The 25,073-nt window shown below is 42.9% G+C and carries 25 protein-coding genes; 9 read left to right on the top strand and 16 right to left on the bottom strand.

Features of this window, described 5'->3' with window-relative positions; translation table 11 throughout:
- Positions 1-13 precede the first annotated feature (13 nt).
- Both AC6CHU_RS07030 and sipW read right to left on the bottom strand, forming a co-directional pair.
- Entirely contained in the window at positions 14-628 is a 615-nt protein-coding gene (locus AC6CHU_RS07030; RefSeq protein ID WP_498120922.1) for a TasA family protein, read from the bottom strand.
- Between the two features lie 82 nt (positions 629-710).
- Positions 711-1,265: a signal peptidase I SipW gene (gene sipW, locus AC6CHU_RS07025; protein ID WP_498121013.1), complete on the bottom strand. Its 555-nt coding sequence runs from the start codon at positions 1,263-1,265 to the stop codon at positions 711-713.
- Between the two features lie 299 nt (positions 1,266-1,564).
- Here sipW and AC6CHU_RS07020 point away from each other — a divergent pair, with 299 nt between their 5' ends.
- The 3 genes from AC6CHU_RS07020 (at position 1,565) to AC6CHU_RS07010 (ending at position 3,890) form a co-directional block, all read left to right on the top strand.
- The gene (locus tag AC6CHU_RS07020) at positions 1,565-1,906 is read left to right on the top strand and encodes a helix-turn-helix domain-containing protein (RefSeq protein ID WP_498120920.1); all 342 of its coding nucleotides are present in this window, start codon (positions 1,565-1,567) and stop codon (positions 1,904-1,906) included.
- Entirely contained in the window at positions 1,907-2,524 is a 618-nt protein-coding gene (gene srtD / locus AC6CHU_RS07015; RefSeq protein ID WP_498120918.1) for a class D sortase, LPxTATN-specific, read from the top strand.
- Between the two features lie 202 nt (positions 2,525-2,726).
- Complete coding sequence (locus AC6CHU_RS07010) at positions 2,727-3,890, top strand: hypothetical protein (protein WP_498120916.1); 1,164 nt, start codon at positions 2,727-2,729, stop codon at positions 3,888-3,890.
- Positions 3,891-4,146: 256 nt separating this feature from the next.
- On the opposite strand, the gene AC6CHU_RS07005 is transcribed toward AC6CHU_RS07010, so the two are convergent.
- From AC6CHU_RS07005 to AC6CHU_RS06995, 3 genes are all read right to left on the bottom strand, one after another.
- Positions 4,147-5,058: a pseudouridine-5'-phosphate glycosidase gene (locus AC6CHU_RS07005; RefSeq protein ID WP_498120914.1), complete on the bottom strand. Its 912-nt coding sequence runs from the start codon at positions 5,056-5,058 to the stop codon at positions 4,147-4,149.
- A 15-nt stretch (positions 5,059-5,073) separates the two neighbouring features.
- Positions 5,074-6,171, bottom strand: a complete 1,098-nt coding sequence (locus tag AC6CHU_RS07000) for a carbohydrate kinase (protein WP_159862012.1) — start codon at positions 6,169-6,171, stop codon at positions 5,074-5,076.
- 133 nt (positions 6,172-6,304) lie between these two features.
- Entirely contained in the window at positions 6,305-7,690 is a 1,386-nt protein-coding gene (locus AC6CHU_RS06995) for an alanine/glycine:cation symporter family protein (protein ID WP_159862013.1), read from the bottom strand.
- Positions 7,691-7,849: 159 nt separating this feature from the next.
- Between AC6CHU_RS06995 and AC6CHU_RS06990 the strand changes: the two genes are divergently transcribed.
- Together AC6CHU_RS06990 and AC6CHU_RS06985 are read left to right on the top strand one after the other, a co-directional pair.
- A complete protein-coding gene (locus tag AC6CHU_RS06990; protein WP_159862014.1) occupies positions 7,850-8,278 on the top strand; it encodes a MarR family winged helix-turn-helix transcriptional regulator in 429 nt (142 codons plus the stop codon).
- Between the two features lie 54 nt (positions 8,279-8,332).
- Entirely contained in the window at positions 8,333-9,529 is a 1,197-nt protein-coding gene (locus AC6CHU_RS06985) for an MFS transporter (protein ID WP_159862015.1), read from the top strand.
- A gap of 295 nt (positions 9,530-9,824) precedes the next feature.
- Here the strand turns inward: AC6CHU_RS06985 and motB are convergent, their stop codons facing one another.
- The 6 genes from motB to AC6CHU_RS06955 all read right to left on the bottom strand — a co-directional run bounded on the left by motB (position 9,825) and on the right by AC6CHU_RS06955 (position 13,675).
- Positions 9,825-10,622 carry a flagellar motor protein MotB gene (motB, locus tag AC6CHU_RS06980; protein WP_159862016.1) on the bottom strand — a complete coding sequence of 266 codons (798 nt, stop codon included), beginning with the start codon at positions 10,620-10,622 and terminating at the stop codon, positions 9,825-9,827.
- Complete coding sequence (gene motA / locus AC6CHU_RS06975) at positions 10,615-11,409, bottom strand: flagellar motor stator protein MotA (RefSeq protein ID WP_159862017.1); 795 nt, start codon at positions 11,407-11,409, stop codon at positions 10,615-10,617. Before motA ends, motB begins: the two co-directional genes overlap by 8 nt.
- A gap of 137 nt (positions 11,410-11,546) precedes the next feature.
- The gene (locus AC6CHU_RS06970; protein WP_159862018.1) at positions 11,547-11,921 is read right to left on the bottom strand and encodes a hypothetical protein; all 375 of its coding nucleotides are present in this window, start codon (positions 11,919-11,921) and stop codon (positions 11,547-11,549) included.
- A 169-nt stretch (positions 11,922-12,090) separates the two neighbouring features.
- The gene (locus AC6CHU_RS06965; RefSeq protein ID WP_159862019.1) at positions 12,091-12,552 is read right to left on the bottom strand and encodes an STAS domain-containing protein; all 462 of its coding nucleotides are present in this window, start codon (positions 12,550-12,552) and stop codon (positions 12,091-12,093) included.
- 31 nt (positions 12,553-12,583) lie between these two features.
- On the bottom strand, positions 12,584-12,958 hold the full coding sequence (locus tag AC6CHU_RS06960) for a DnaJ family domain-containing protein (RefSeq protein WP_498120910.1): 375 nt from the start codon (positions 12,956-12,958) through the stop codon (positions 12,584-12,586).
- Between the two features lie 102 nt (positions 12,959-13,060).
- A complete protein-coding gene (locus AC6CHU_RS06955) occupies positions 13,061-13,675 on the bottom strand; it encodes a peroxiredoxin (RefSeq protein WP_498120907.1) in 615 nt (204 codons plus the stop codon).
- A 96-nt stretch (positions 13,676-13,771) separates the two neighbouring features.
- Here AC6CHU_RS06955 and AC6CHU_RS06950 point away from each other — a divergent pair, with 96 nt between their 5' ends.
- Positions 13,772-13,999, top strand: a complete 228-nt coding sequence (locus AC6CHU_RS06950) for a hypothetical protein (RefSeq protein ID WP_311315888.1) — start codon at positions 13,772-13,774, stop codon at positions 13,997-13,999.
- 38 nt (positions 14,000-14,037) lie between these two features.
- On the opposite strand, the gene hutH is transcribed toward AC6CHU_RS06950, so the two are convergent.
- Both hutH and AC6CHU_RS06940 read right to left on the bottom strand, forming a co-directional pair.
- Positions 14,038-15,531, bottom strand: coding sequence for a histidine ammonia-lyase (hutH, locus tag AC6CHU_RS06945; RefSeq protein WP_498121012.1), 1,494 nt, complete (start codon positions 15,529-15,531; stop codon positions 14,038-14,040).
- A 357-nt stretch (positions 15,532-15,888) separates the two neighbouring features.
- Positions 15,889-16,734, bottom strand: coding sequence for an STAS domain-containing protein (locus tag AC6CHU_RS06940; protein WP_498120905.1), 846 nt, complete (start codon positions 16,732-16,734; stop codon positions 15,889-15,891).
- A gap of 191 nt (positions 16,735-16,925) precedes the next feature.
- Between AC6CHU_RS06940 and AC6CHU_RS06935 the strand changes: the two genes are divergently transcribed.
- From AC6CHU_RS06935 to AC6CHU_RS06925, 3 genes are all read left to right on the top strand, one after another.
- Positions 16,926-19,019, top strand: a complete 2,094-nt coding sequence (locus AC6CHU_RS06935; RefSeq protein ID WP_498120903.1) for a DNA topoisomerase III — start codon at positions 16,926-16,928, stop codon at positions 19,017-19,019.
- Between the two features lie 100 nt (positions 19,020-19,119).
- Positions 19,120-20,433 (top strand): short-chain fatty acid transporter, encoded by a 1,314-nt coding sequence (locus tag AC6CHU_RS06930; RefSeq protein WP_498120901.1) that lies wholly within the window; start codon positions 19,120-19,122, stop codon positions 20,431-20,433.
- A 162-nt stretch (positions 20,434-20,595) separates the two neighbouring features.
- Positions 20,596-21,828 (top strand): aminopeptidase, encoded by a 1,233-nt coding sequence (locus AC6CHU_RS06925; protein ID WP_498120899.1) that lies wholly within the window; start codon positions 20,596-20,598, stop codon positions 21,826-21,828.
- A gap of 39 nt (positions 21,829-21,867) precedes the next feature.
- Here AC6CHU_RS06925 and AC6CHU_RS06920 read toward each other — a convergent pair whose 3' ends face one another.
- The 3 genes from AC6CHU_RS06920 to AC6CHU_RS06910 form a co-directional block, all read right to left on the bottom strand.
- Positions 21,868-23,061: a hypothetical protein gene (locus tag AC6CHU_RS06920; protein ID WP_159862028.1), complete on the bottom strand. Its 1,194-nt coding sequence runs from the start codon at positions 23,059-23,061 to the stop codon at positions 21,868-21,870.
- A gap of 273 nt (positions 23,062-23,334) precedes the next feature.
- Complete coding sequence (gene panF, locus AC6CHU_RS06915; protein ID WP_498120897.1) at positions 23,335-24,777, bottom strand: sodium/pantothenate symporter; 1,443 nt, start codon at positions 24,775-24,777, stop codon at positions 23,335-23,337.
- On the bottom strand, positions 24,774-25,064 hold the full coding sequence (locus AC6CHU_RS06910) for a YhdT family protein (RefSeq protein WP_498120895.1): 291 nt from the start codon (positions 25,062-25,064) through the stop codon (positions 24,774-24,776). Before AC6CHU_RS06910 ends, panF begins: the two co-directional genes overlap by 4 nt.
- Positions 25,065-25,073 lie beyond the last annotated feature (9 nt).

Here is a 25,073-nt window from a genome sequence, read left to right as displayed (position 1 = left end):
CTGATTAATTAAATTATCTATTTGTGCCATCAGTTTGTTGTGCATCAAACTTCCACTTTAATTGTAGGGAGGCACCCTGATATTCATTTTGGTCGTCTCCATTATTAACAAATTCAAACTTCACAAACATATTATCCTTTTGTCCAGATGGTAATCCACTTTGTTCTCCCCCTTGCCACCCAAAGAAAGTTGGACTAACATTCTTTACTGCATCTGGAGACATATTTTTCAACTCAAATAAAGTTTTACTTGTAATAACATTACTATCTCCTAAAATACTTGCTTTGTCTTCATTTTTTAAGAAATGAACAATAATATGTTTTCCAAAATCGCTATCTGCTTTTAGATTAGAACCAGATTGTGTATAATCTGTCGTTAAAAAGACTTTTGAAATATCCAGAGAACCATTATTCTCTAATTTAAAACTTTTGGAAATTTTATCACCCGGTTTAATTTTATCAATATTAACAATTACATCCGGATTAACTCCTAAATCTAGAGTTCCTGCTGCAAAAGTATTATTAGTTTCTACAACATCATTAAAGTATGCAAATGTCCCCCCACCTATTAATGAAATCCCTAGTGCTGCTGATGCAATACCCATTCCTAATTTCTTTTTTAAATTCATTTCCCTTTTCCTCCTCTACCCCATTCGGGTATGTATGATTTTTTATATTGACCCTTGTTATTAACAAGGAGTGCAACCAAAGTTAAGCAGTTTCCTTTGTATCACTTTTCTTATTCTTGGAATCAAGTTCTCTTAATCCCTGCATGATGCTAAATGCTGAGTATGCCAGAAGCAAAACTCCAGGACCAATCAGCAGAATCGCTCCGCCTTCTTTTGATTGAGCAAAATCTATGAAATATCCCACATATGGAATCGTGAAACCAGAGTAAACGGCTCTTACGTTTTCAGAAAGTACCGGGTCCATGTCTGCTGCGTTATTGTTATCACCCTTTGTTTCATACATGACATGTTCGCCGCTTGTTGAGACACCGATAATGCGGTGGGTGATCAGCTTCTGTTCATCCGCTTGGAAAGTGATGATATCTCCTTTTTTCAGGTCTTTACTTTTGGATGAATCCACTGGCTTGACTGCAATGACAGATCCAGTCATAAAGGTTGGCTCCATTGAACCTGATAGTACGGTTTTAAGCTGGTAACCGAATGCCTGAGGTTCTCCGCCAGATGCTTTAGATGAAACTACAAGCACCGCCATAATGATTAAATTGATAAACAGGATTGCCGTAATCAAATTGCTCATAATCTTTCTTGCTGTTTTCCAGCTAAATTTCAATTCACTGTCACCTTCCTTAAAAGAAAGAAGATTGTTCTTTCTTTTTGTTCGTTTTGTTCTTTTTATCGAACCGATAAGTTGAGTATAGTCCATCGGTCTTATTTTGAAAAATTCCAAATTCAGCCGTTTTTTCGTTTTAAAGAACGTTTTTCGTTCTTTTTCTAAGAATATCTCGAGAATTCTCACTATTTTGTATTTTTTATTGAACGTTTTGTTCGTTATAATGAAAACATCTTTATATTTTATGATAAGGGAGTATTATGCCTATGATAGGTGACCGGATTAAAAGTTTAAGGATCAAAAAGGGATTCTCAATTAATGAGCTTTCTGAAAAAGCAGAGGTTTCCAAATCATATTTGAGCTACATTGAAAGAGGCATACAGGAGAACCCTTCCTTGCAGGTACTATCACGAATAGCCAGAACACTGGAAACTAATCTTGAAGAGCTGCTGGAAGAGAATAAAGAACAAATTACCGATTTGTCTAAGCTCGATGAAGAGTGGGTAACCCTTGTCAAAGAAGCTATCAGGCAGGGAATCACAAAAGAGGATTTCTCCTATTATCTGGAGTTCATTAAATTTAAGAAGATGAATGGAGGGAACGTGTAGTTGAAGGCTAGAGGCCGTTTGCTGATTATAGCTGCCTCCTTTCTTATTCTAATCGGAGGGGGTCTGGTCCTGTTTTCCCTGCAGGAAATGTATGCTCAGGAAAAGAAAACCAAGGATTCCTTAAACCAGGCACAAGAAAGAATCCAAAAAGAAGTGAACAAAGATAGGAAAAGTGTTCTCCAGACAGAACAGCGAATAGATGTTTCTTTTGAGAAGGGTGAAGCCATTGGCATTTTAAAAATCCCCCGCTTGGAAGCTGAGCTTCCTATTATAGAAGGAACCGATGAGGATGAGCTTGAAAAAGGGGTTGGCCATTACTCCACAACTGTACTTCCAGGACAGAAGGACCAAATTTTATTATCAGGTCATCGGGACACAGTTTTCCGCCGGCTTGGTGAACTTGAAATAGGGGATATACTTCAAGTTAACATGCCCTATGGAGAATACAAGTATGTAATAACAGAAGCAGAGATTGTTGAAGCTGATGATACTACAGTGATTAATTCTACTGCTCCGCATGAAATTCTTACGGTTTCGACTTGCTATCCTTTTTCATATGTAGGAAATGCGCCATATCGTTACATTTTAACTGCTAAAAAACTAGTAAGTTTAAATTAATTTTATAAAATGTTCTCAATAAAGAATATCCATGCGGAAATTTGAGTAAAATCTAGATAATGAGAGAAAAGATACTATTTACCCGCCAAAAACTTTAATTATTCAGTTTCCATATCTAATTTCCTAATAGTATAATGAATTTATATTCTATATAAAGAACAAATTAGACTTTTAATAATGAATACTAAAGGAGGTTACTGTGATGGAACCGAGAGGGGTGAGAATTAAAAGAATGAGAAGGAAAAAAAGAAAACAAATCGCAAAGGCCGCTGCATCAAGCTTAGCACTTTCATCCTCCATTGTTGTTGGAGCACACTTTATTTCACCTACATATGCCCAGTTTAATAGCACGGATGAAGCGAACACGACAATCGAAGCATGCTTTATTTTCCCTAGAACAATTGAGCAGGATTTTGTAACCAAGTCAGAAGAGATCTTCAAAAAATTGGATGAGGAAATACAACAGGCACTATCTATAAAAAGCAGTATTACGGAAATAGATGTTGATGCCAAATTAAAGAAAATAAAGCCTTATTCCAACGGGCATACCAATCCCTCCACACCAGCAGCTGATAGCAATGCCTCCATAAAAGGGCTAACAGCTATCCGTTCTTCGTTAAAATCACATATTACCAGTCTAGAAAATAACCTATCTAAGGCTAAACAAGACTTGAATGCGATTAAAACCTTAAGCAGTCAATTATCTGCTTCAATCAATGATCTGGAGAATTACAATACTGCTCTTGAAACAGCAATATCAAATTCACAAACTGGTACTGAAGAATTAACAGACCTTTTAGATACAATAAAGGGATTTAAAGATCAAGCTATCACAGAGTGTACTTATGATGAGGCTTACTTTAAAGAGCAAATTTCTAAAATGGATAGTTTTTCAGAGGATGCTAAAACACTTATAACCCAAGTAAAAGAGGAGCAAACTACTGTCCTTGAAAGAGTCAAAAGCTATAAAGTTAAACTAACTCAGGTAAAAAATATGGAAAGTAATATTCAGGACGCTGTTTCCAAGTTTGAAAGCAGCATTAATCATCTGAATGACCGTATTTCAAATATTGATGCACAAATTAGCAAGCTTGAAACACAACAAAAAGAGGCGGAACAAAAGAAAAAGACTGAGAAGGAAGCTGCTGAAAAGAATAAGAATGAAAATAAGACTCCCGAAGAAAAGCCAGCAACAACGCCTGCAGATGAAAAACAGAATGAAAAACAAACCGATCCAGCAGAAGATCAGAAAGCAGAACAACCTCAAGGTGAAGAAAACAGCATATCTGAGAGTGCCAGTGAAACAACACAACAAAATGACTCTCCTTCTGAAGATGCAGAAACCACCTCAGAAGAATCTAAATGAAAAATTCCTGAAAGTTAAGTGTGATCACACTTGGCTTTCTTTTTTGCTCATCATTCAAGCGCCCTTTTTACTCCACCTTAGACAAACGCCCGTCCCCCATCCAAGAATTTGTACATATCCTTTACTATATGGGTTTCCAGAAGGGACGAATCCTGATGATCAACTTCTTAAGATTTCTATTATATTTAGCCATCATCATCACAGCTATCATTCTATCAATATAAGAAGCCAGACCTTTATAGCCTGGCTTTCCCCTTTACTTACTCAAGCTAACAGCAATCTTCGAGCCTACTTCGGCATTATGCTTCACCAAAGCAATGTTCGCTGTCAAGCTTCTGCCGTCTGTCAATTCCTTCACTTTCCCCAGAAGGAATGGAGTTACTTTTTTCCCTGAGATATTGTTTTCACTTGCCTCTTTTAAGGCTGTTTCAATAACCCCCGTAATAAATGCTTCTTCCAGGGCATCCTTTTCAGGTATCGGGTTGGCAATGACTACACCGCCTTTTAAACCGAGCTCCCATTTAGTGCGGATCATTTCGGCTGCTTCCTCCGCATTGTCCACTCTGTAGTTTACATAAAATGGACTAGTACGAGTATAGAAGGCAGGCAATACATCTGTTTCAAACCCAACGACAGGAACGCCATAGGTTTCTAAGTATTCAAGCGTCAAACCGATATCCAGGATGGATTTCGCTCCTGCACAGATAACGGCCACATTGGTCATCGAAAGCTCCTGTAAGTCCGCTGAGATGTCCATGGTCGTTTCCGCTTCCCGGTGAACGCCGCCGATTCCGCCAGTAACAAACACTTCAATGCCGGCAAGCTCAGCACAGATCATGGTGGCTGCTACCGTTGTGGCGCCATTTTTCTTTTTTGCAATCAAATACGGCAGATCGCGGCGGCTTGCTTTTTCGACGTCCCTGCTTTGCGCCAGGAATTCCAATTCCTCGTCTGATAAGCCAATTTTAATTTTCCCATTTAATATAGCAATAGTTGCAGGAACAGCACCATTTTTGCGGATGACTTCCTCCACTTCTTTTGCTGTCTGAACGTTTTGCGGGTAGGGCATTCCATGTGAAATGATGGTGGATTCGAGGGCCACAATCGGTTTATTTGCTTTCTTTGCTTCTAGCACTTCTTCTGAGTATTCAAGCCATTTTTCTAACATGGTGTCATATCTCCCTTAGTCGAAATATTGTTTGAATGTTTCCTGCAGGCGTTTGTTGTTCAGGTTCGGATTTACTGTTTCCATGGACTGGAGGGCAAGCATCGAGCAGGACATGCCAATTTTGCAGGCATCTTCTGTGTTCAGGCCTTTTAAATGGGCATAAATAATACCCGATACAAGTGAGTCACCTGCGCCTGTCACATCAGAGATTTTCACCTTTGGCGGCAGCTGCACACCTGCATCACCCGTGCTTGTGAAGTAAATCAGCCCTTTATCTCCACGGCTGATCACCACTTTTTCCACTCCTTTGGCGATCAGTTCCTGTGCTGCTTTAAAGAAGTCGCCCTCCTTGCTGATTTCCATCCCAGTCAGGGCTTCTGCCTCTTCTTTATTGGCAATCAGCCAGGTAACACCCTGCAGATTTTTCGGCAGATTCTTTACTTTTGGTGCTGAAACCGGCGTGATGCAGAGCGGAATACTCTCTTCGTTACACCTGGTGATGATTTGCTTTAAAATTCCTGCCGGAAAGTTGGTATCCAAAATCACCATCTCAGATGATGCCAGGTAGCCCCACTTTTTCTCGATAAACTCTGCGGTAACGCTTTCATAAATGGACATATCTGCTAAAGCCACAGCCATTTCCCCTTCCAGATCAAGCACTGCTGTATAGGTTCCGGTGGTGGACCCTCCCAGGGAATGTGAAGGTGTTACGTCCGCAAAGGCTTTTGTATATTCCAGAAGCCATTCTCCTTCCGGATCACCTCCCACAACTGTCAATAACCCAACATCACAGCCCAGCCTGCCAAGGTTTTCAGCAATGTTGCGGGCTACTCCTCCGCAGGATTGAGAGCTCTCGGCGGGATTTGATGTTCCGAATTGGAGCTGTCCGGTTGTCTGGATTTTTCTGTCTATATTGGCCCCTCCCACACAAAGCACTTCTTTCTTTTCCGGCAGGACATAAGCTCTGCCAAGAATTTTCCCCTGCTTCGTCAGTGAAGAGATATAGCCGGCTACAGCCGATCTTGAGAGTCCCGTTTTTTCAGCCAGCTCGTTTTGGGCAATGAATGGATCTTCTTTAATCAGCTGCAAAATCAATAATTCTTTATCATTCATAATGGATCAGCCCTGTCTTTTTTAACTTTTGTTTAAATTATAAACTTCTGTTTATTTATCTCACAAGTGTTATTACTCTGAAAATTTTATAAAATATAAAAAAGGTCTCCCGGCAATAGCAGGAGACCCATTTTTACGCCACTTTATCGTCTTTTTTAATATCCTTTAAATAATATTTTTCTGAAGTAAAGAACTCGTTTTTCAGCTGTTTGACCTCTTTGCTCAGAAGCAGAACCGCCACGATATTTGGTATCAATATCATCGCCAGCGCCAGATCAAGGAACTGCCAGATGGTTTGCGCTGCACCCACTGAGCCAAGAACAATGGCAGCAATATAAACGACTTTGATGGCTTTTCCGGCAAAAGAGCCAAATAGGAACTCAGCCATTTTAGAACCATAAAAGACAACGACAATGATCGTGGAAACCACAAAGAATACGAGTGATACAGCGACAAGAATACCTCCGAAGGAGCCGAAATACTCCGTAAATGCCGCTGCTGTCAGGGCTGAAGGATCCTTCATTGCCCCTTCCCTTGTCCATACACCTGATGAAAGAACCACAAATGCAGTCGCAGTACAGACAATCAGCGTATCCACCACGATGCCGACAATCGCCCAAAAGCCCTGGCGTACCGGGTGGTCAGTCGTCGCAGCCGCATGGGCAATCGGTGCCGTTCCAAGTCCTGCTTCATTGGAATATAATCCTCGAGCAAATCCCCAGCGAATGATTTCCCCAATGGCCGCACCAGCAAATCCGCCTATTGCAGACATCGGCTGAAACGCATAAGTGAAGATTAATTCCAACACTTCAGGAAGCTTGCCCAGATTCATAAATAACACCACTAAGGCTGCACCTACATAGATAAGTGCCATGAACGGAACGAAGATTTCAGTCACCTTTCCAATTCTCTGAATTCCGCCAAAAACAACTAATGATACTACTAGAGCTACCACAATTCCAGTGTAAAGGCCATTAATCTTAAAGGTCTCGCCAACCGCAGATGCTACGGCATTTCCCTGAACCATAATGCTTGGAATTAATTCAATCATCAGTGCGAAGGCAAAAATGACACCAAGCCACTTCATATTAAGCCCTTTCGTCATGTAATACATAGGGCCGCCCACATATTCTCCTTCTTCATTTTTCTCTCTGTATTTTATGGCCAGGACACTTTCCGAGAACTTAATGGACATGCCAATGAAGGCAATGACCCACATCCAGAAAACTGCTCCCGGGCCACCAAACATGATAGCAGCAGGCACACCTACGATGTTTGCCGCTCCAATGGTTGAAGCCAGTGCAGAGGTGAGTGCCTGCAGCGGAGTAATGTTTCCTTTCCCCTTCGGCTTTTTAAAAACACTCCCGAATGTCTGCTTAAATATATATACCGGATAGCGGAACTGAAAGAAACCCAGCAAAAAGGATAGATACAGCCCTGTTCCGGCCAATAATAGGATGATGGGATATCCCCACAGCCATCCTGAAAGATCTCCTACGACTTCTAATAGCTTATCCAAAAATATTTCCCCCTTATTGATATGCACAGTTGCCCATAATACTCCATTCCCTTATATTTGGCAGTTAAACACTTAGTTAGCAAAAGAAAGATGTAAGGTAGACATATTTTTATATTTCATGTATAGTTAGCTAGGTAACTATTTTAAGCAGGTGAAACAATGCACCCTAATCAAAGTGAATTTTTTCATTCCATAAATCAATTTACCCGCCATTTTTCCAAAGTCCTTAACGAAAGTCTGGTGCCGCTTGGTTTATATGCTGCCCAATGGACGATTATCTACCGTCTGAAAACAGGCGGTGCAAGCACACAGAAAGATATTTCGTCTTATTTGGGCGTTGAGGCTCCGACCATGACCAGAACATTGGCGCGCCTCGAGAAATCCGGCTGGATCACCAGAACAGCAGGCAAGGACAAACGAGAAAAATTGATTTCACTGACTGATGCAGCTATTCTGGAATATGACAATTGGCTTGCTGCAGTAAGGTCAAGCGAAAGCAACATCCTGCAAAACATAACCGAAGAAGAAATCAGCACGATGATCAGACTTATGGCAAAAATGAGAGAAAATATGGTACCAGGCACCTAGACCAGTTAACAAAATTGGTATAGGTGCCTGGTACTTCATTGTTAGGAGGACAACATGAAGAAACAGCCTTTATGGACGAAGGATTTTTTGAGTATTTCTATTACGAGTTTTTTCTTATTTATGGGGTTTTATGTGCTGCTGACTACGCTTCCCCTTTATATTTTGGATGATTTAAAAGGGGACGAAACACAGGTTGGCCTGATAATTTCCGTCTTTTTGATTGCGGCCGTGATCAGCAGACCATTTACAGGGAAATGGATTGACGAAGTTGGACGCCGGAAGATTCTCCTGGCTTCCCTGATTGTGTTTGCTGTCTCCTCCCTGCTTTATTTCTGGGCTGACTCTACGCCTGCCCTATTGGCCCTAAGATTCCTGCACGGTGTTGGATTTGGCATGGCCACCACAGCGACTGGTGCGATTGTTGCTGAAATTGTGCCCAACGAGCGCAGGGGCGAAGGACTGGGCTATTATGCCATGTTCATGAATCTGGCCATGGTCATTGGACCATTTGCCGGTTTGACGATTGTTCAATACTCAAGCTTTTCATGGATTTTCGCGTTATGTACTGTTTTGTCATTTATCGCTATAGTGCTGGGTGCCTTTGTAAAAATACCGCAAAAAGCAGAAAGCTCTGTGAAGCATCCGAAATTTACCCTTTCAAGCTTATTCGAAAAAAATGCGGTTCCTGTTGCGATTTCAGCAGGCATCCTTGCTTTCGCGTACTCAGGAATTCTTTCCTTTATTTCGGTTTATGCGAAAGAGCTTGATTTGCTTGAAGCCGCCAGCTTCTTCTTCGTGGTATATGCAGCGTTCATTATTATGTCCCGCCCGTTTACAGGCCGCTGGTTTGATACTTACGGAGAAAATAAGGTAATCTATCCAGCCTTTGTTCTGTTTGCGGCAGGATTGTTTCTGCTCAGCCAGGCCAATAGCACCTTTGTATTTCTGCTGTCAGGTGCGATTATCGGATTGGGGTATGGCACGATTGTTCCAAGTCTTCAGACCGTCGCCATCAAGCAGGCTGATCCAGACAAGCGCGGACTTGCTACTTCAACCTTTTTCACTCTTTTTGATACAGGGATTGGATTAGGGTCCTATGTTCTCGGAATACTTGCAGTCAAAACTGGCTTCGCTTCGCTGTACTTTATGCTTGCCGGGGTAGCACTGTTTGGCTTGCTCGTATACTACCTGCTTCACGGCAAAAAGACAGAGCCAAAGAGAATACCTTCAGAAGCAAATCTTCCATTATAAAGAGCCATTTACGGCTCTTTTTCTTTTACCCCAAATTAATTGAGTGTTTTTTCTGAATATTCATTGTGAAAATTTACATATAATAGACATAAAAACTTATGGGAGGTTCGCTAATGACCATTGTTCATCTATTAAACTTTTCCATTCCCATCGCCTGTGTTTTTTTATTTGGTGTAATGGTCGACCGCATGTGCAAGCCGGATGGCACGGACAGGGAATCAAATGAATAAAATGACTTGCAGTGCCGCCGGATTACAGCATTTTTATGTTCAAAAATAAAAAAGAAACCAGCCTTCTAAGGCTGATTCCCCGTTCTTGGCAATATTAGAATCTCTACCCGCCTGTTCTTCGCTCTGCCTTCTTTCGTATCATTTCCGGCAACCGGCTGGAATTCTCCAAAGCCTTTGGCACTGAACCATTTCGGGTCGAGCTGGTCATTCTTGAGGATGATTTTCATAAAGTTGACAGCCCGCATCACACTGAGTTCCCAGTTGGATTCGAAGTTAGAGGTGCTGATCGGAATATTGTCTGTATGGCCGCTGATGATGATATTTCTTGGCGGGTCCATGATGAGTAACCCGGCAATTTCACCAGCTATTTTTAAATCCTGCTCACGAACCTCTGCACTACCTGAGCTGAACAGGACATTGTCTCTGATAGACACAAGCAGTCCTTCCGTGGTTAATGAGGTTTCAAGTTTGTCAGCCAGGTTCTGATTTTCAATAAAGGCGTTAACTCTTTTCTGCAGCTCTGCGAGTTCTTCCTGGTCGGCAGCCTGCTTCAATTTTTCTTTTTCCAATTCATCAAGCGCTGCCATTTCCTCAAAGTCTTTGTTTGGTTCCTCAGACACTGCATCAGTGGATTGCATCTGTCCTTCAGGCATTGGACTCGGGAATTCGAAAACGCCCGTTCCCCCTGAGAAGACATCATTGAAGGCCTTTGACAGCTTTTGAAATTTCTCGGCATCCACAGAACTCATTGCGAAGAGGACAATGAACAGGGCAAGAAGAAGTGTTAATAAATCTGCATACGGCAAAAGCCAGGATTCATCTACATGTTCTTCATCATGCCCCTTCTTTTTCCGCCTACTCATCCTTTTCCACGCTGCTTTCTTCGAGGAATTTACGGCGTTCTCCTGCAGGAAGGTAGGAAGCAAGCTTTTGCTCGATAACGCGGGGTGCCTCCCCTTCTAAAATAGAAAGAATCCCTTCGATCATCATGCTTTTAATTCTCGCTTCCTGCTTGGATTTTCGCTTTAGCTTATTAGCAAACGGATGCCAGAATACATAACCAGTGAATATCCCCAATAAGGTCGCTACGAATGCGGCACTGATGGCATGACCAAGGCTGGTTGTATCATCCATGTTCCCGAGTGCTGCAATCAGCCCAATAACGGCTCCTAATACGCCAAGGGATGGGGCATATGTGCCTGCCTGGCTGAAAATTTGCGCTCCGGCCTGGTGCCTTTCTTCCATCGCTTCGATTTCTTCACTTAAAACATCCCGTATATAATCGGCACTCTGCCCATCAACAGCCAGAGATAAGCCATTTCTTAAAAAGGAATCTTCCACCTCGCCCGTCTTGACTTCCAGGGCAAGCAATCCTTCTTTTCTTGCCAGCTGCGCCCAATCCGAAAATGTTTTAATCATTTCAGATGGGTTCATCAGCTTCTCTTCTTTAAATAAGATGCCAAAAAGCTTTGGGACCCGTTTGATTTCATTTGTTGGGAATGCAATTGCCACTGCTGCTGCAGTTCCCAGGATAATGATCATAATAGCGGCAGGATTAATTAGTACAGACGGGGAAACCCCTTTAAAAACCATTCCTACTCCCACTGCTATGATTCCTAATATGACTCCTATTATCGTAGTTTTATCCATGCAAGCCACACCTTCTATGTAGTCTGAAAATCTCTAAAACCTTCTATTAGTAATTTCGGATGATTTTTACAGTTCTTTAGGAAAATTTTCATATATAAAAGGCAGAGGTGCTTCCCCTGCCTTCGTTTTCATTATTTTTAGATCCAGCGGCAGCCGCAGAAACCTCTTCTTCTGCGGTCGTCGTCATCCCGGCGGCGTCTGCATCCTCTTCCAGATCCAGCCAGATCTCTGTTGTACCATAGGTCGCCAGCACCCGCTACTTCATCACGGTGATGTCTTCTGCGATCCTCTTCTTCTCCGCCAACACGATCTCTTCCACAGCCGCAATGTCTTCTGCGGTTGTCTTCAATTCCACCTACATCGTCATCCCGGCGGTGCTTTCTGCGGCGGTCTTCCGCTCCACGCACGTCATCGCGGCGGCGATCATCATCTTCTTTTACAATAACTCTATCGGCTCTGATTTCTACTTCATCTGCATTGATCTCAAATCTTCTTCTCCAATCTTTTGACATAGTTCTGCCTCCTTTCTCATGGATACTATAGAATATGTGCTGAGAGAGGTTTTCGCATGGACAAATCCCCAATCAGAAAGAAAATGTGCCTGTATAGTAAAAAAACCCTATCCTATTCAGGAGAGGGTTTTAAGAATTTTTTGAGGATGTGATTTTCAATCAGCAAAGATCAGCCTTTTTGAAAGACTAAGCTGTTTATTTTCATTAAATGCTTTAAAGCAGCCTGGAAGTTAGCATGTGTTTCAGCATTTAATTCAATGCCGGACAATACGATTTCCTTTATAAGCTGCGGGGTCATTCCTACAAAGTAAGGCTTAACTCCCATGAGGTTAATCGAATCAGTCAGATTGCGGATTTGTTCTCCAAGTTCGGAAAGGTTCATCTGCTCGATCCGGTCGGTCGTTATATCGGTGAAATCGATGATGGCAAATTGTATATCATGTTCTTTAATATGATTCAGTATTTTAGCAGTGATTTTTTCGAGTCTTTCCGCCATAAGCAGGCCAGTAATCGGCACTAAAATCGTCTGGGGAATGATCGATGGAATAATCGGTGCGGTCATATCTGCTATGGCTGCCTCGTATTCCTCCACTCTTTTTTCAAGTAACTTTATATAGTCATCTTTATTCATGTGTTCTCCTCAATTCCAATCATCTAATTCATTAGAATAATTTATTGTTAATTTTTTCTTCGTAGTTTTTGAAAAAGGATGAGTTAGTGTTTTGCCTTCTTTTGGACATCATGCTGTTGTAGCGGAGCAGCTTTTCGTTTAATTTTTTCTGCAGGTTCTTTTTTTCATCCTGGTCATCACATTTCTTCATTAAATCTTCGATCGTCAGCATTTCCTTTTTCACTTGGCTTTCTTCATCAGTGAATCCGGCATTCTTCATGATGCGATAGGCCATGCGCAAGTTCTCAGGGACAGAAGACAATTCATCTGGCGGCAGAGGTTTCCCATATCCCGGCAGATTATCAAATTCGCCGTCTTTATAAGCCTTTTTGATCCGATCTTCAGAAAGTATAGAAAAAAAGTCCACTCAAGCTCCCCCTTCACTTCATTTGTACCTATTATTATATATATTAGTTGCTGCTTATTAAAGTAATTATGTATATGAAGGAGAAAGCCCGCGCCTCCTCCTTTAGATTTTCCCTATCAGGTTCGGGTCCATATTAATCCCTTGCTGGCCGGGCTGCCAGTTTGCCGGCACTCCCTTCCCAGTCTGCTGTGCATATTGGATGCCCTGCATGATTCTGACATGTTCATGCAGATTTCTGCCAACTTCCCCGGGGTAAATGAGCTTTGCCGCGATGATGCCATTGGGGTCGATAAAAACGGATGCCCTGATGGCCGCTCCAGACTTTTCATCCAATACTCTGTAAGCTCTGCTGATTTGATGTGTCCGGTCGCTAACCATTGGATAATTGACATTTTTTAATGACGGAGATGTTTCCTTAAAGACTTTATGTGCATAGACACTGTCCGTACTGATGGACATGACTTCACAGTTTAAGGCTTTTAAATATGGGGTCACAGCGGCGACCGCCGCCAATTCAGTCGGTCAGACAAATGTAAAATCACTCGGATAAAAAAACAGCAGCACCCATTTTCCAATATAGTTCTCCAGATTAACTTTTTTTATTTGCTGATCAATGACAGCATCTGCAGCGAAAACTGGCGCACGGTCTCCCCGTCCCGCACAAAACACGGAAGCATATGGATCATTCACGGCTGACTCCCTCCTTTTCTCTTTCATCTTTGCTCTATATACTTATGCGAACAAAGGAAAAGTTGAACGGAAAATATTGAGTGAACCAGCCATACATAGTCCTGATGCCGGAGGGGAAAAATAGTGAAAGAATGCAAATTCAAGAATGAAAGGAGCCTGATTATGTCACGCGGAGTCCACTTTAATCATAAAAGGAAGAATCACCCGGGGGAATTTCCGGAACACACATTGGTTGAGCGTCATACCACTGAGGCACAGGAAGACGAGGAATTAATTGTGACTCAGGAAGCTTTTAAAAACCGTTTTGAAGAAGATGAAGCAAAGGAACTTGAGGAAAGAGCTAAAGATTAAAAAGCAAGGGGCCTGAATACCATTCAGACCCCTGCCGTTTATATTGCGTCTATTTCCACTTTTTTCAGCCAGGCTGCGCATGCTTCAATATCCTTTGAAAACACCCGGTCTTTTGTGATGGAAGGCACCACTTTTCTAGCTTCTTCGTAAAATCTCTTTGTTTTATCAGCCATTTTATCAGAGCCGCGGAATTCTGCTGCCTGCAGTGCGCAAATCAGCTCAATCGCCAGCACCTTATTCACATTCTGTATAATCTGGTATGCATGCCTTGATCCGATGGTTCCCATGCTCACATGGTCTTCCTGGTTTCCTGATGATGGAATTGAATCCACACTTGCCGGATGGGCGAGTGTCTTATTTTCCGAAACAAGGGATGCTGCAACATATTGGAGAATCATTGCACCAGACTGCAGTCCAGGCTCAGGGCTTAAAAATGGCGGCAGGTCACTCAGCTGCGGGTTAACCAGCCTTTCAATCCGGCGCTCTGAAATATTAGCCAGCTCTGCTACAGCAATTTTCATAAAGTCCATTGCAAGTGCAATTGGCTGTCCATGGAAGTTTCCGCCGGAAATGACGCTCTCTCCGTTTTCAAAAATAAGCGGGTTATCTGTAGCTGCATTCATTTCAATTTCAAGCTTTTCCTTTACATAGTCAAGAGCCTGCCAGGATGCTCCATGCACCTGAGGGATGCAGCGGATGGAATAGGCGTCCTGCACCCGGATTTCCCCCTGTCTTGTAATCAGGCTGCTCCCTGACAGATACTCCCTTATTCTTCTGGCTGTATCCACCTGCTGCTGATACCCTCTTGCCTGATGGATGTTCTCATCAAATGCATCAATGATGCCGTTTAAGCCTTCCATGGTAACTGCTGCGATCAGCTCACTTTGATAAGCGAGATTCTCCGCTTCCAGATAGCCAATGACTCCCATTGCTGTCATCGCCTGGGTGCCGTTAATGAGGGCAAGCCCTTCCTTTGCCTGCAAGGTTACAGGTTCTATTCCTTCCTGAACAAGCACTTGAAGGGCAGGCTTTCTTTCCCCCTTATAAAACACTTCCCCTTCTCCCATTAATACTAATGCCAGGTGGGATAGAGGCGCCAAATCCCCGCTTGCCCCAAGAGAGCCCTGCTGCGGGATAACAGGATGGATACGTTTATTCACAAGCGCTAAAAGAGTTTCGATCACGACCGGGCGAACTCCTGAGAATCCTTTCAATAAGGCATTTGCTCTTAAAAGGAGCATCGCTCTCGAAACAGATTCAGGGAACGGTTCCCCCACTCCGCAGGCATGTGAACGGATTAAATTCAGCTGAAGATCCTCGACATCTCCCTGATCAATTCTTACATCACTGAATTTCCCAAAGCCCGTGTTTATTCCGTATATAACTTTTTCTTCGCTTACAATTCTCTTAACGGCTTCATGGCTGTTTTTTACACGAAGCATGCTTTCCTCTGATGCGGCAGCCTTTGCTCCTTTAAAAAGAACTTGTTTGACTTCCGGCAAAGTAAGGGTATTTCCATTTAAAATAACCACCATTTTCTCCTCCCCATAAGTTGCAGTCATCATTGATTCTGTCAATTTTTCCATTTTATATCCTCCCCGGTACGTTAGCGAGATAAAGAAAAGGCTGTATCTCAAACACAGGTTTGAAATACAGCCTTTTTTAGAAGATTATGTGCAGTTTCTGTTGTCAGATGTCTCATCTTTATCACAGCCTATTTTCGTTATATTTTCTGAATATAATTAATTCTATGTTCTCCCATAAAGTATGTCAATGATATTTTCCCATTTTTTAACAAGTTAGATTGTTAGAATGGTAACACAGTAAAGCGTTTTTTATTATTTCCATATAAAAAGCCGGCAGTTCAGCCGGCAGTTCAAGTTTTGTTTCTATTCTATGTTTTCACCTTGTCTTTTTAAAGCATGTTTTAATTTTCCATGCGTTTCAATACCCGTAAAATCCAAGCCGAGCTGAATGGAAGTCTGAGCTACCTCAGGGCTGATTCCGGAGATGGTGGATTTGACCCCTAACAGCTTTAAAGCTGTCGTTAAAGAGAATATTTGATGGGCGACCATTGTATCAATAATGGCTACACCAGATAAATCAATAAACAAGTGCTCAATATTTTCTTTTGCACATTTTTTCGGAATTTCTTCCATCAGGATTTGCGCACGCTCCGTATCAATATTGCCAATAAGCGGCAGGACAGCCGTACCATCCATAACTGGAATGACTGGCGTTCCTAGTTCATTGATCAGAGTTTGCTGGGCAGCAAGCCGGTTAGTCGTTAATTCATAATACTTCTCTGTGAATTTATTGATGAGTTTATCAAAAGCCCTGTTAATGATGGTACTCCATTTCAATACATCGTCTGCTGTGATTTCAGACTTGTTTTCGCTGATGAACTTTTCAACAAAATGCCAATAAGTTTCCCGGACATGACTTAATGCCTCAAGCACTTGATAAATGGGTGTATTCGAATTCACCCTGCTCTCCGCTACTGTAATGGCCCACTCTTCCATATTTTCGTTAAAAGTGTCCTCATCCAGCAAAGCTGCTGAAACAGTGCTGTTCGTAAACGTATTCTGTTCTCTCAGGAGTTTTTCATAAGCAGGTTCTGCATCTGCAGAATAAATGGAGCCTTTCTGCTTTTCCCTTAAGGACAGCCACATATCTGTGATTTTTTTTGAATTCTCCTGAATGTAATCATAAAGTAGCCGATTTTTTGAATTCATTTATTTCACCTTGTTTCTTTCTATTTGTAAACAAACTGGTATGTTCATTGTAGAATGAATTGTGGCTGATGAAAAGCAATACAACTTAGGCAGTTATTTACTTCACTGCCTATCAAAGTTTATCCCATTCCAAATTTCAGCTATACTTAGTTTGTACAGAAATGCCTGATTGTAATTTGAAAGGAGTACTTATGAAATCACTTGTTCTTGCTGAAAAGCCCAGTGTTGCCCGTGAGATCGCCCGGGTGCTGGGATGCCGGCAATCTCATAAAAGCTATATGGAAGGCGATAAATATATCGTCACTTGGGCTCTTGGACACTTAATCGAATTAAAGATGCCGGAGCATTATGACAGCAAATACAAAAACTGGAACCTGGAAGATCTGCCGATTATTCCTGACCAAATGGGCCTGAAGGTGATGAAGCAGACCAGCCACCAGTATAAAGCCATTGAGAACCTGGCTAAGCGGAAGGATATTAAGGAAATTATCATTGCAACAGATGCTGGCCGCGAAGGAGAGCTAGTCGCACGCTGGATACTTGAAAAAATCCGCTGGCGCAAAACAATCAAACGATTATGGATTTCCTCTGTAACCGACCGTGCCATCCGGGACGGCTTTCAAAACCTTAAGCCTGGAAAACAATTTGAAGACCTGTATGAATCCGCCGTGTGCCGGGCTGAAGCGGATTGGCTCATTGGCCTGAATGTCACAAGGGCCCTGACGACTAAATACAAGGATCCCCTTTCCGCGGGCCGTGTGCAGACGCCGACTCTGGCACTCGTGATGGAAAGGGAAAAGCTCATTCAAAAGTTTGTTCCAAAAGAGTACTGGACGATTCGAGCCCACATCGGCCCCCTGCAGGCTGACTGGGAGAAAAATGGGGAGAAGCGCCTCTTTTCCAAAGATGCAGCAGAGGGCGTTCTTTCCAAAGTAAAAGGACAAAAAGCGGTTATCCAGTCCATTAACCGTAAGGAAAAAACAGAGCCGCAGCCGCTTCCCTATGATTTAACGGAGCTGCAGCGTGATGCCAATAAACGTTTTGGCTTCTCTGCAAAGAAAACATCCAATGTGCTCCAGAAACTTTACGAGCAGCATAAACTTGTCACCTATCCGCGCACAGACTCACGCTATTTGACAAAGGATATGGAGGCAACCATGATGGATCGCCTCCATGGCATTGCTGCTTCCTATAAAGATGAAGTGAAGCCCATCCTAGCGAATCAGGGCAGGGTCCTGGCTAAGCGAGTCTTTAATAATGAAAAGGTAACCGACCACCATGCGATTATTCCAACGGAAGAACGTGTGCATCTCGGGGATTTGTCCCCTGATGAGCGTAAGCTGTACGAGTTGATCATGCGCAGATTTTTGGCCATTTTCCATAATCCTTATAAGTATGAAACCGTCCATGCTGTTATCGATGTAAATGGGGAGACATTCACAGCCAGGGAAACGGCCGTTATCGACCCGGGTTATCGCAAGGCTGAACGGAATAGTGAAGAGGAAACAGGAAAACAGAGCCTGAAGAACATTTCGAAAGGGCAGAGCTTTACGATACAAAGTGCCGAGTCCTCTGCGAAGCTTACTGAGCCGCCTCTTCGCTACTCTGAAGCCGACATTTTGACACAGATGGAAAAATACAGCCTCGGAACACCTGCGACAAGAGCGGAAATCATTGAACGGCTTCTTGAGACCGAAGCTCTAGAAAGGCAAAATGGCAGGCTGTTACCGACTAAAAAGGGCAAACAGCTTATGGACCTGGTGAATGAAGATCTGAAATCACCGGAACTGACGGCCAAATGGGAACAGGAGTTAGAAAAAATCGCACGCGGAAAAGCAGATCCCAAAGAGTTTCTGCAGAACATCCGCAAACAGACTCAAACCCTGGTTTCTGAAATTAAAAAGAGCGATAAATCGTACCGTGCCCATAATCTCACCGGCTCAAAATGTCCGGAATGTGATTCCTTCCTGAAAGAAAGGAATACAAAGGATGGGAAAATACTTGTCTGCTCAAGTCTTGATTGTAATTTCCGAAAGCGCAAGGATCCAAAGCTTTCAAACCGCCGCTGCCCTCAGTGCCGCAAAAAAATGGAGATCCATCAGGGCAAAGCAGGAACCTACTTCCAGTGCCGCCCATGCAATGTGGTGGAGAAAGCCCAGGACAAAAAAAAAGCCGTCAACAAACGCGAAGAACGAAAACTTGTTCAGAAATATACCCAAAAGGAAGATTCCTTTGGAACAAGCCTTGGCGATTTGCTGAAGGCTGCCATGGAAGATAAGGATTAATATAGAGCCCCGGCTGACGCCAGGGCTCTTTCTTTTGCACATGCATACACAGCCTGTCCTCTCCATAGCATGTACTAATACTCAAAAGGAGAGTGATAGGATGTTAACCCGAATGGCAGACCGTTTCGCAAAGCTTGTGGAAAGATATCTCCCTGATGCCTTTGTCATTGCTGTACTAATGACTCTGTTTGTATTCATAGCCGGATTTTTCATGAAGCCTTCTGAACCGGTTGAGCTATTTAAATCATTTGGTGACGGATTCTGGGTATATCTGGCTTTTACCATGCAAATGGTGCTCCTCTTAATGACAGGCATGACACTTGCTTCTGTTCCTTCTGTACAGCGTTTACTTGAGAAGCTTTCCTCCAAAGCGAAGACAGCCAACCAGGCCTACGTAATGACTTTTCTCGTATCTTCTGCTGCTTATTATATTAACTGGGGCCTTGCTGTTGTAGTTGGCGCCATTATTGCCCGTGAAGTCGGGAAACGAAATCAGAAAGCACACTTCCCGCTGCTAGTGGCTGCAGCCTATGCACCTACTGCTCTATATACAGCCGGCCTGTCGAGTTCAATTGGTTTGACAGTTGCTACTAAGGGCCATTTTCTGGAGGAAGTGGCTGGGGTCATCCCCACTTCCGAAACCATTTTCCATCCTGGGACGATTGCTATTTTAATTGCTCTTGTTATTACAATGCCCATTTTCATAGTGCTCATGGCACCAAAGAAAGACATCATTTCATACATTCCAAGAAAGACGTCTAAGAAAGAGGCTGAACCCGCAGAGGTTTTAAAGACACCGGCGGGAAAACTTGAAAGAACACCGTTTCTCGGCATCATTACCGGCTTAATTGGATTAATTTATGCAGTATTCGAGTTTGTAAATGGCCGTGATCTGGACTTAAACATTATCAATATTATTTTTCTATCCCTGGGCCTTATCCTTCACAAATCACTTGTACAGTACGCAAATGCTTTTAAAGAAGCGGGAACTGCCATTTCCCCTATCATTCTGCAATTTCCGTTTTACGCCGGCATTATTGCTGTTCTTGGCAGCTCCGGTTTGGCAGAGTCTATCATCAATGGAATGGCGTCGATAGCAAGCAAAGGCACCTTTGACATTTTCACCTATTGGGCCGCTGGCATCGTCAATATTCTTGCTCCTTCAGGCGGCGGACAGTGGGCTTTGCAGGGGCCGCTGCAAGTACCTGCAGGGCTGCAGCTGGGGGTGGAGCCCGCCATTACGGCTATGGCTGTAGGCTGGGGTGATGCCTGGACCAACCTGATCCAGCCTTTCTGGGCCCTTCCTATTTTAAGTGTCGTTGGCCTTCATATTCGGCATATTATGGGCTACTGTGCATTGCTGGCCATATGGGTGGGCATTGTAACAACCATTTTAATGATCTTTGTATATTAATAGAGACAGCCAGGCCTATCTTAGGGCCTGGCTGTTTTATTTTCCTCCGCCTGGAGATGGAGCCCGGAAGTTCTGGAGCATGAATTTAAGTTCAATTTGTTTCTTTTTCCGGAAGGAACAGCTACAATGAAAATGAAGATTCTGACAAAAGGAGAATACATAATGAGTCAATTTCAAACCAATTTAGAGAAATACGCAGAGCTTGCCGTTAAGGTCGGCGTGAATGTGCAAAAAGGTCAGACGCTTGTTATTAATACAACGCTTGATGTAGCTGATCTGGTTCGTACTATTGTGAAAAAGGCTTATGAAGCAGGAGCTCATAACGTTGTGGTGAACTGGAGCGATGATGTTGTCACACGCACAAAGTATGATTTAGCACCGGATGAGTCTTTCTCGGAGTACCCGGAATGGCGTGCAAAGGAAGTCGAAGCTTTAGCTGAAAAGGGTGCTGCCTTCATGTCAATCGTTTCAGCAAGCCCTGATTTGCTGAAAGGCGTAAAATCAGAAAGAATCGCAAGCTTCCAGAAAGCAGCCGGACAGGCGCTTGCAAAATACCGCAAATACATTCAGTCCGATAAAGTAAGCTGGACCGTCATTGCTGCGCCTTCCCAAGCATGGGCAAACATGGTATTCCCTGATGCTCCGGAGGAATCCAGAGTGGAAATGCTTTGGAACGCTATTTTCAAAGCCACTCGCGCTGATCTTGACAACCCTGTTGAAGCCTGGAAAAAGCATGACGAAACACTTCATGAAAAAGTGGATTATTTAAACAGCAAGCGATATCAGAAGCTTCATTACAAAGCTCCAGGTACAGACCTGACAATCGAGCTTCCAAAAGGCCATTTATGGGTCGGGGCAGGCAGTGTGAATGAACAGGGACACGAATTCATGGCCAACATGCCGACTGAAGAAGTATTCACGGTACCATACAAGACAGGTGTGAATGGTACGGTTTCGAGCACAAAGCCTCTAAGCTATGGCGGAAATATCATCGATAATTTCAGCCTGACATTTGAAAACGGCCGTATTATTGATGTAAAGGCTGAAGAAGGAGAAGAGATCCTTAAGCAGCTGGTTGAGACAGACGAAGGCTCCCACTATCTTGGTGAAGTCGCCCTGGTTCCTTTCAACTCGCCAATTTCGCAATCCAATTTGCTTTTCTATAATACTTTATTTGACGAAAATGCTTCAAACCATCTTGCCATCGGCAGTGCGTATGCATTCTGTATCGAAGGCGGCAAGAAAATGTCCAGTGAAGAACTGGCTAATAACGGATTGAACGAAAGCTTAACACATGTTGATTTCATGATTGGCTCCGCTGAAATGGATATCGACGGAATCACGGAAGACGGCAGCGCTGAACCTATATTCAGAAAAGGAGACTGGGCATTTTAAAGTGAAAGTGCCCGGTCATATCTTTAAAAAATCATGCGGTCATTGACCTGCATGATTTTTTGTTTTTCTTAATACGATTTCACTAACATTACCATCTAAATCAGAAATCAACTCAATAGAATATTTATCTGCCGGGTAGGTGGAGATGGTTTCACCCGATAGCTTCTCTTCCCTAACCGCTGCTGGAGTGCCAAACATTGACGTAATTTCGTTCATTGATGTTCTCACCCGCTGCCCAGGAATGGAAATAGCTGTAACGTTCCCGGTTTCACGTTCAAAATAATAGGTAATCTCAGGATACATCACAAAAGGGCTGCCATCTTCAAACCCCTCTTTAACAAAGTTTGGATCTGATTTTTTTATTTCAGATATGTTTGTTCCAATCGGAAATGGACTTCCGAGCGGGATTCCCTGTTTTGCTTTCTCAAGGGCATCCCCACTGAGTGCAAGGTTTTTAAAAGGATAGTAGAGGGCTTCCTTTTTCAGCCACAGATTCATCCAGTCGATATCAGATTGATCTTCGCTGGAAAGCTCGATTCGGTCGTGAAGACTCATTGAATGGGTTTCTTCATTAAAATGCCATGTTGAAATAACCCATACATCATTTTTATTTTGGGCAGTTTGAATAAATTTTTGATTAATCGTTTTTATTTTCGCGTTGGAAGTAGTGGTCATGTCTTTTTCCGTGCTGATTCTTACCACTTCTCCATCTTTAATCGCCAGCAGCTGACCCTTAACTAAATTTTCCCCCTTGGACTGAAAGATTGAGATGATGGTTTTGTTCCTCATTTTCTGAGTGTAAACCTGTTCCTTTGAAAGATTAAATGACATTTCTGCACCGTCACTAAGAGCATCTTGTTTATACGCTTCTTTTGACCCGTTCTCAGCCAGGTAAACTGAATAATGTCCGGTAAAATAAGTATCGCCTTTCTTTCCTTTTGCACTGTCCTCTGCCAGAGTGGTTCTTCTTTCGTCTTCCGAATAAAGAAAAACAGTATATTTCTTTTTGCCGTCTGCAGCTTCAATCTGGTATAGTGAATTGCTTTCCAGCCATACTGTCTCTTTTTTCTCTTTTCCATCCTCTTGCACAGAGGCAGTATCTTCTGATTCGGCTTTATCCTCTTTTTTAAGTTTTATTTCTTCTGTATTTAATGATGCATTTATTTCACTTGAGCAGCCTGCAATAACGGATGAAAGCATGGCAATCATAATCATATTTATAAAATTTTTCATTATATACTCCCTAATGTGATAAGAATATTTCCATTTAAAGTCAAATGTTACAATTACGTTTCAACTTATTAAGTGTAACAAATAGGGATCGTTTCTACAAATCTATCAATATGCTCATTTTTTTACAAAAGCACAGGTTTCCTCCCGTATCCTTTATATATGACTCCTCTCCTGCTTCAATCAAACGTTTTAATAAACCAGCCAGAGCCCTACCTAAAGGCTTTTTGCAGGTTTAATAGAAGAGCCCCGGAATACCATTCCGGGGCCTCTTGCTTAAATTTCTGCAGCTGCAGGTGCTGATTTTTCGGTAATTAGGCTTACGGCTATATAAGATGCCAGTGATAAAGCAATAGGCATTACGACTGTATTCATGCCTAAAGCATTGGGATAAAAAGTATGGAATAAAATATAGGAAACTGTGCCGGTTATCATGGAGGCCACTGCCCCATATTTATTCCCTTTCGCCCAATAAAGGCCCAGCACAACTGGCCATATGAATGCTGCTTCCAACCCTCCGAAAGAAAAGAGATTCAGCCAGATAAGCAAATCGGGCGGACTGAGCGCCATGATGCACACCAGAATCCCCAGCAGGGCTGTGACTGCAAAACTCATTTTCTTAATCGTGCTTTCTTCAGCATCAGGTTTAATATAATTTATATACACATCTTTAACAATCGCCGAGCTGACCAGAAGGAGCAGGGAATCCACGGTAGACATAATCGCAGCCATCGGTGCAGCCAGTACAATTCCCGCAAGCCACGGCGGAAGGACCTCCATGGCAATCAGCGGCATAACTTTATCCCCCACTTCAATTCCGGGAAGAATCGGCCTGGCAAATACACCAATCAAATGCATGCCAAGCATGATAAAGCCAACCACGATTGTTCCAATAATAATTGCCCTATGCATGGCTCTGGCATTTTTATAGGACATGGCCCTTACAGCCACCTGAGGAAGACCAATAACCCCCACTCCCACCAGAATCCAGAAGGATGAAACATATAAAGGAGTCAATCCGCCATCAAACCCAAATGGGGTAATCAAATTCGGATTCTCTGAAGACAGATCGCTGATAATATTCTGGATTCCTCCACCTGCCACAATGACAGCAACCAGAAGGACCAGGGTGCCCAAGAACATAATCCCGCCCTGGACGGCATCCGTTACAGCAACAGCACGGAAGCCGCCGATCACCACGTAAACCATTACAGATGCCGCAAAAATGAATAAAGCAGATAAATAGCTTAATCCTGTCAGTGACTCAATCAATCTTGCTCCGCCAACCCATTGGGCTGCCATAGCTGAAAACAGAAAAATAATGATGCTGAGAGAAGATAGCCACACAACCCATTTGCTGTTATATCTTTCTTTCAAAAAATCAATGAGTGTTACAGCATTATACTTTCTTGCTGTAATCGCAAACTTTTTTCCCAAGACCATAAGGACGAAATAACCAGTAACAACCTGTGACATGGCGAGCAGCACCCAGCCAAGCCCCTGCGTATATGCAACACCAGGGCCCCCAATGAAGCTGCTGGCACTTCCGTAGGTTGCAATCATGGTCATAGCCAATATAAAACCGCCCAGCTGCCTTCCTCCCAGAAAATAATCCTGCAGAAACGAGCTGCCGGCATCCATCTTTCTGCTGGACCATAAACCCACCAGAAAAATAATGATTAAAAAGAAGAGAAGAGGTGCAATAACCTGCCAGTTCATTCGGAATCTCTCCCTTCCCCATTTTCTTCAAACGGAACTTCTTTAAAGAGGAATTTCACAGCCGCGGATACCAGTATCACCATGACAATAAAACCGGCAACACAGCTCCAGAAAAACCATGCCGGCAGCCCCATGATGAATGTATACTCATCGGCAGGTGTTGACCCCAGTCCATAGGCAAACCCATACCACCAAATGAAATTAAAGAGTACGAGACCAATGCCAATCCACGCTTCTTTCTCTGCTACTTTAAAACGAGGATCTTTTTTATGTATGCTTTTCTTCATTTTGTCTCC

This window comes from Cytobacillus sp. GQ23, from assembly GCF_059758675.1.
This window is presented reverse-complemented; position numbering and strand designations above follow the sequence as displayed.

What these genes read in the sequence shown, in the direction of transcription:
- AC6CHU_RS07030 (WP_498120922.1), bottom strand. Translation starts at nt 628, where the DNA reads ATGAATTTAAAAAAGAAATTAGGAATGGGTATTGCATCAGCAGCACTA.
- sipW (WP_498121013.1), bottom strand. Translation starts at nt 1,265, where the DNA reads ATGAGCAATTTGATTACGGCAATCCTGTTTATCAATTTAATCATTATG.
- AC6CHU_RS07020 (WP_498120920.1), top strand. Translation starts at nt 1,565, where the DNA reads ATGATAGGTGACCGGATTAAAAGTTTAAGGATCAAAAAGGGATTCTCA.
- AC6CHU_RS07010 (WP_498120916.1), top strand. Translation starts at nt 2,727, where the DNA reads ATGGAACCGAGAGGGGTGAGAATTAAAAGAATGAGAAGGAAAAAAAGA.
- AC6CHU_RS07005 (WP_498120914.1), bottom strand. Translation starts at nt 5,058, where the DNA reads ATGTTAGAAAAATGGCTTGAATACTCAGAAGAAGTGCTAGAAGCAAAG.
- AC6CHU_RS07000 (WP_159862012.1), bottom strand. Translation starts at nt 6,171, where the DNA reads ATGAATGATAAAGAATTATTGATTTTGCAGCTGATTAAAGAAGATCCA.
- AC6CHU_RS06990 (WP_159862014.1), top strand. Translation starts at nt 7,850, where the DNA reads ATGCACCCTAATCAAAGTGAATTTTTTCATTCCATAAATCAATTTACC.
- AC6CHU_RS06985 (WP_159862015.1), top strand. Translation starts at nt 8,333, where the DNA reads ATGAAGAAACAGCCTTTATGGACGAAGGATTTTTTGAGTATTTCTATT.
- motB (WP_159862016.1), bottom strand. Translation starts at nt 10,622, where the DNA reads ATGAGTAGGCGGAAAAAGAAGGGGCATGATGAAGAACATGTAGATGAA.
- motA (WP_159862017.1), bottom strand. Translation starts at nt 11,409, where the DNA reads ATGGATAAAACTACGATAATAGGAGTCATATTAGGAATCATAGCAGTG.
- AC6CHU_RS06970 (WP_159862018.1), bottom strand. Translation starts at nt 11,921, where the DNA reads ATGTCAAAAGATTGGAGAAGAAGATTTGAGATCAATGCAGATGAAGTA.
- AC6CHU_RS06965 (WP_159862019.1), bottom strand. Translation starts at nt 12,552, where the DNA reads ATGAATAAAGATGACTATATAAAGTTACTTGAAAAAAGAGTGGAGGAA.
- AC6CHU_RS06940 (WP_498120905.1), bottom strand. Translation starts at nt 16,734, where the DNA reads ATGAATTCAAAAAATCGGCTACTTTATGATTACATTCAGGAGAATTCA.
- AC6CHU_RS06935 (WP_498120903.1), top strand. Translation starts at nt 16,926, where the DNA reads ATGAAATCACTTGTTCTTGCTGAAAAGCCCAGTGTTGCCCGTGAGATC.
- AC6CHU_RS06930 (WP_498120901.1), top strand. Translation starts at nt 19,120, where the DNA reads ATGTTAACCCGAATGGCAGACCGTTTCGCAAAGCTTGTGGAAAGATAT.
- AC6CHU_RS06925 (WP_498120899.1), top strand. Translation starts at nt 20,596, where the DNA reads ATGAGTCAATTTCAAACCAATTTAGAGAAATACGCAGAGCTTGCCGTT.
- AC6CHU_RS06920 (WP_159862028.1), bottom strand. Translation starts at nt 23,061, where the DNA reads ATGAAAAATTTTATAAATATGATTATGATTGCCATGCTTTCATCCGTT.
- panF (WP_498120897.1), bottom strand. Translation starts at nt 24,777, where the DNA reads ATGAACTGGCAGGTTATTGCACCTCTTCTCTTCTTTTTAATCATTATT.
- AC6CHU_RS06910 (WP_498120895.1), bottom strand. Translation starts at nt 25,064, where the DNA reads ATGAAGAAAAGCATACATAAAAAAGATCCTCGTTTTAAAGTAGCAGAG.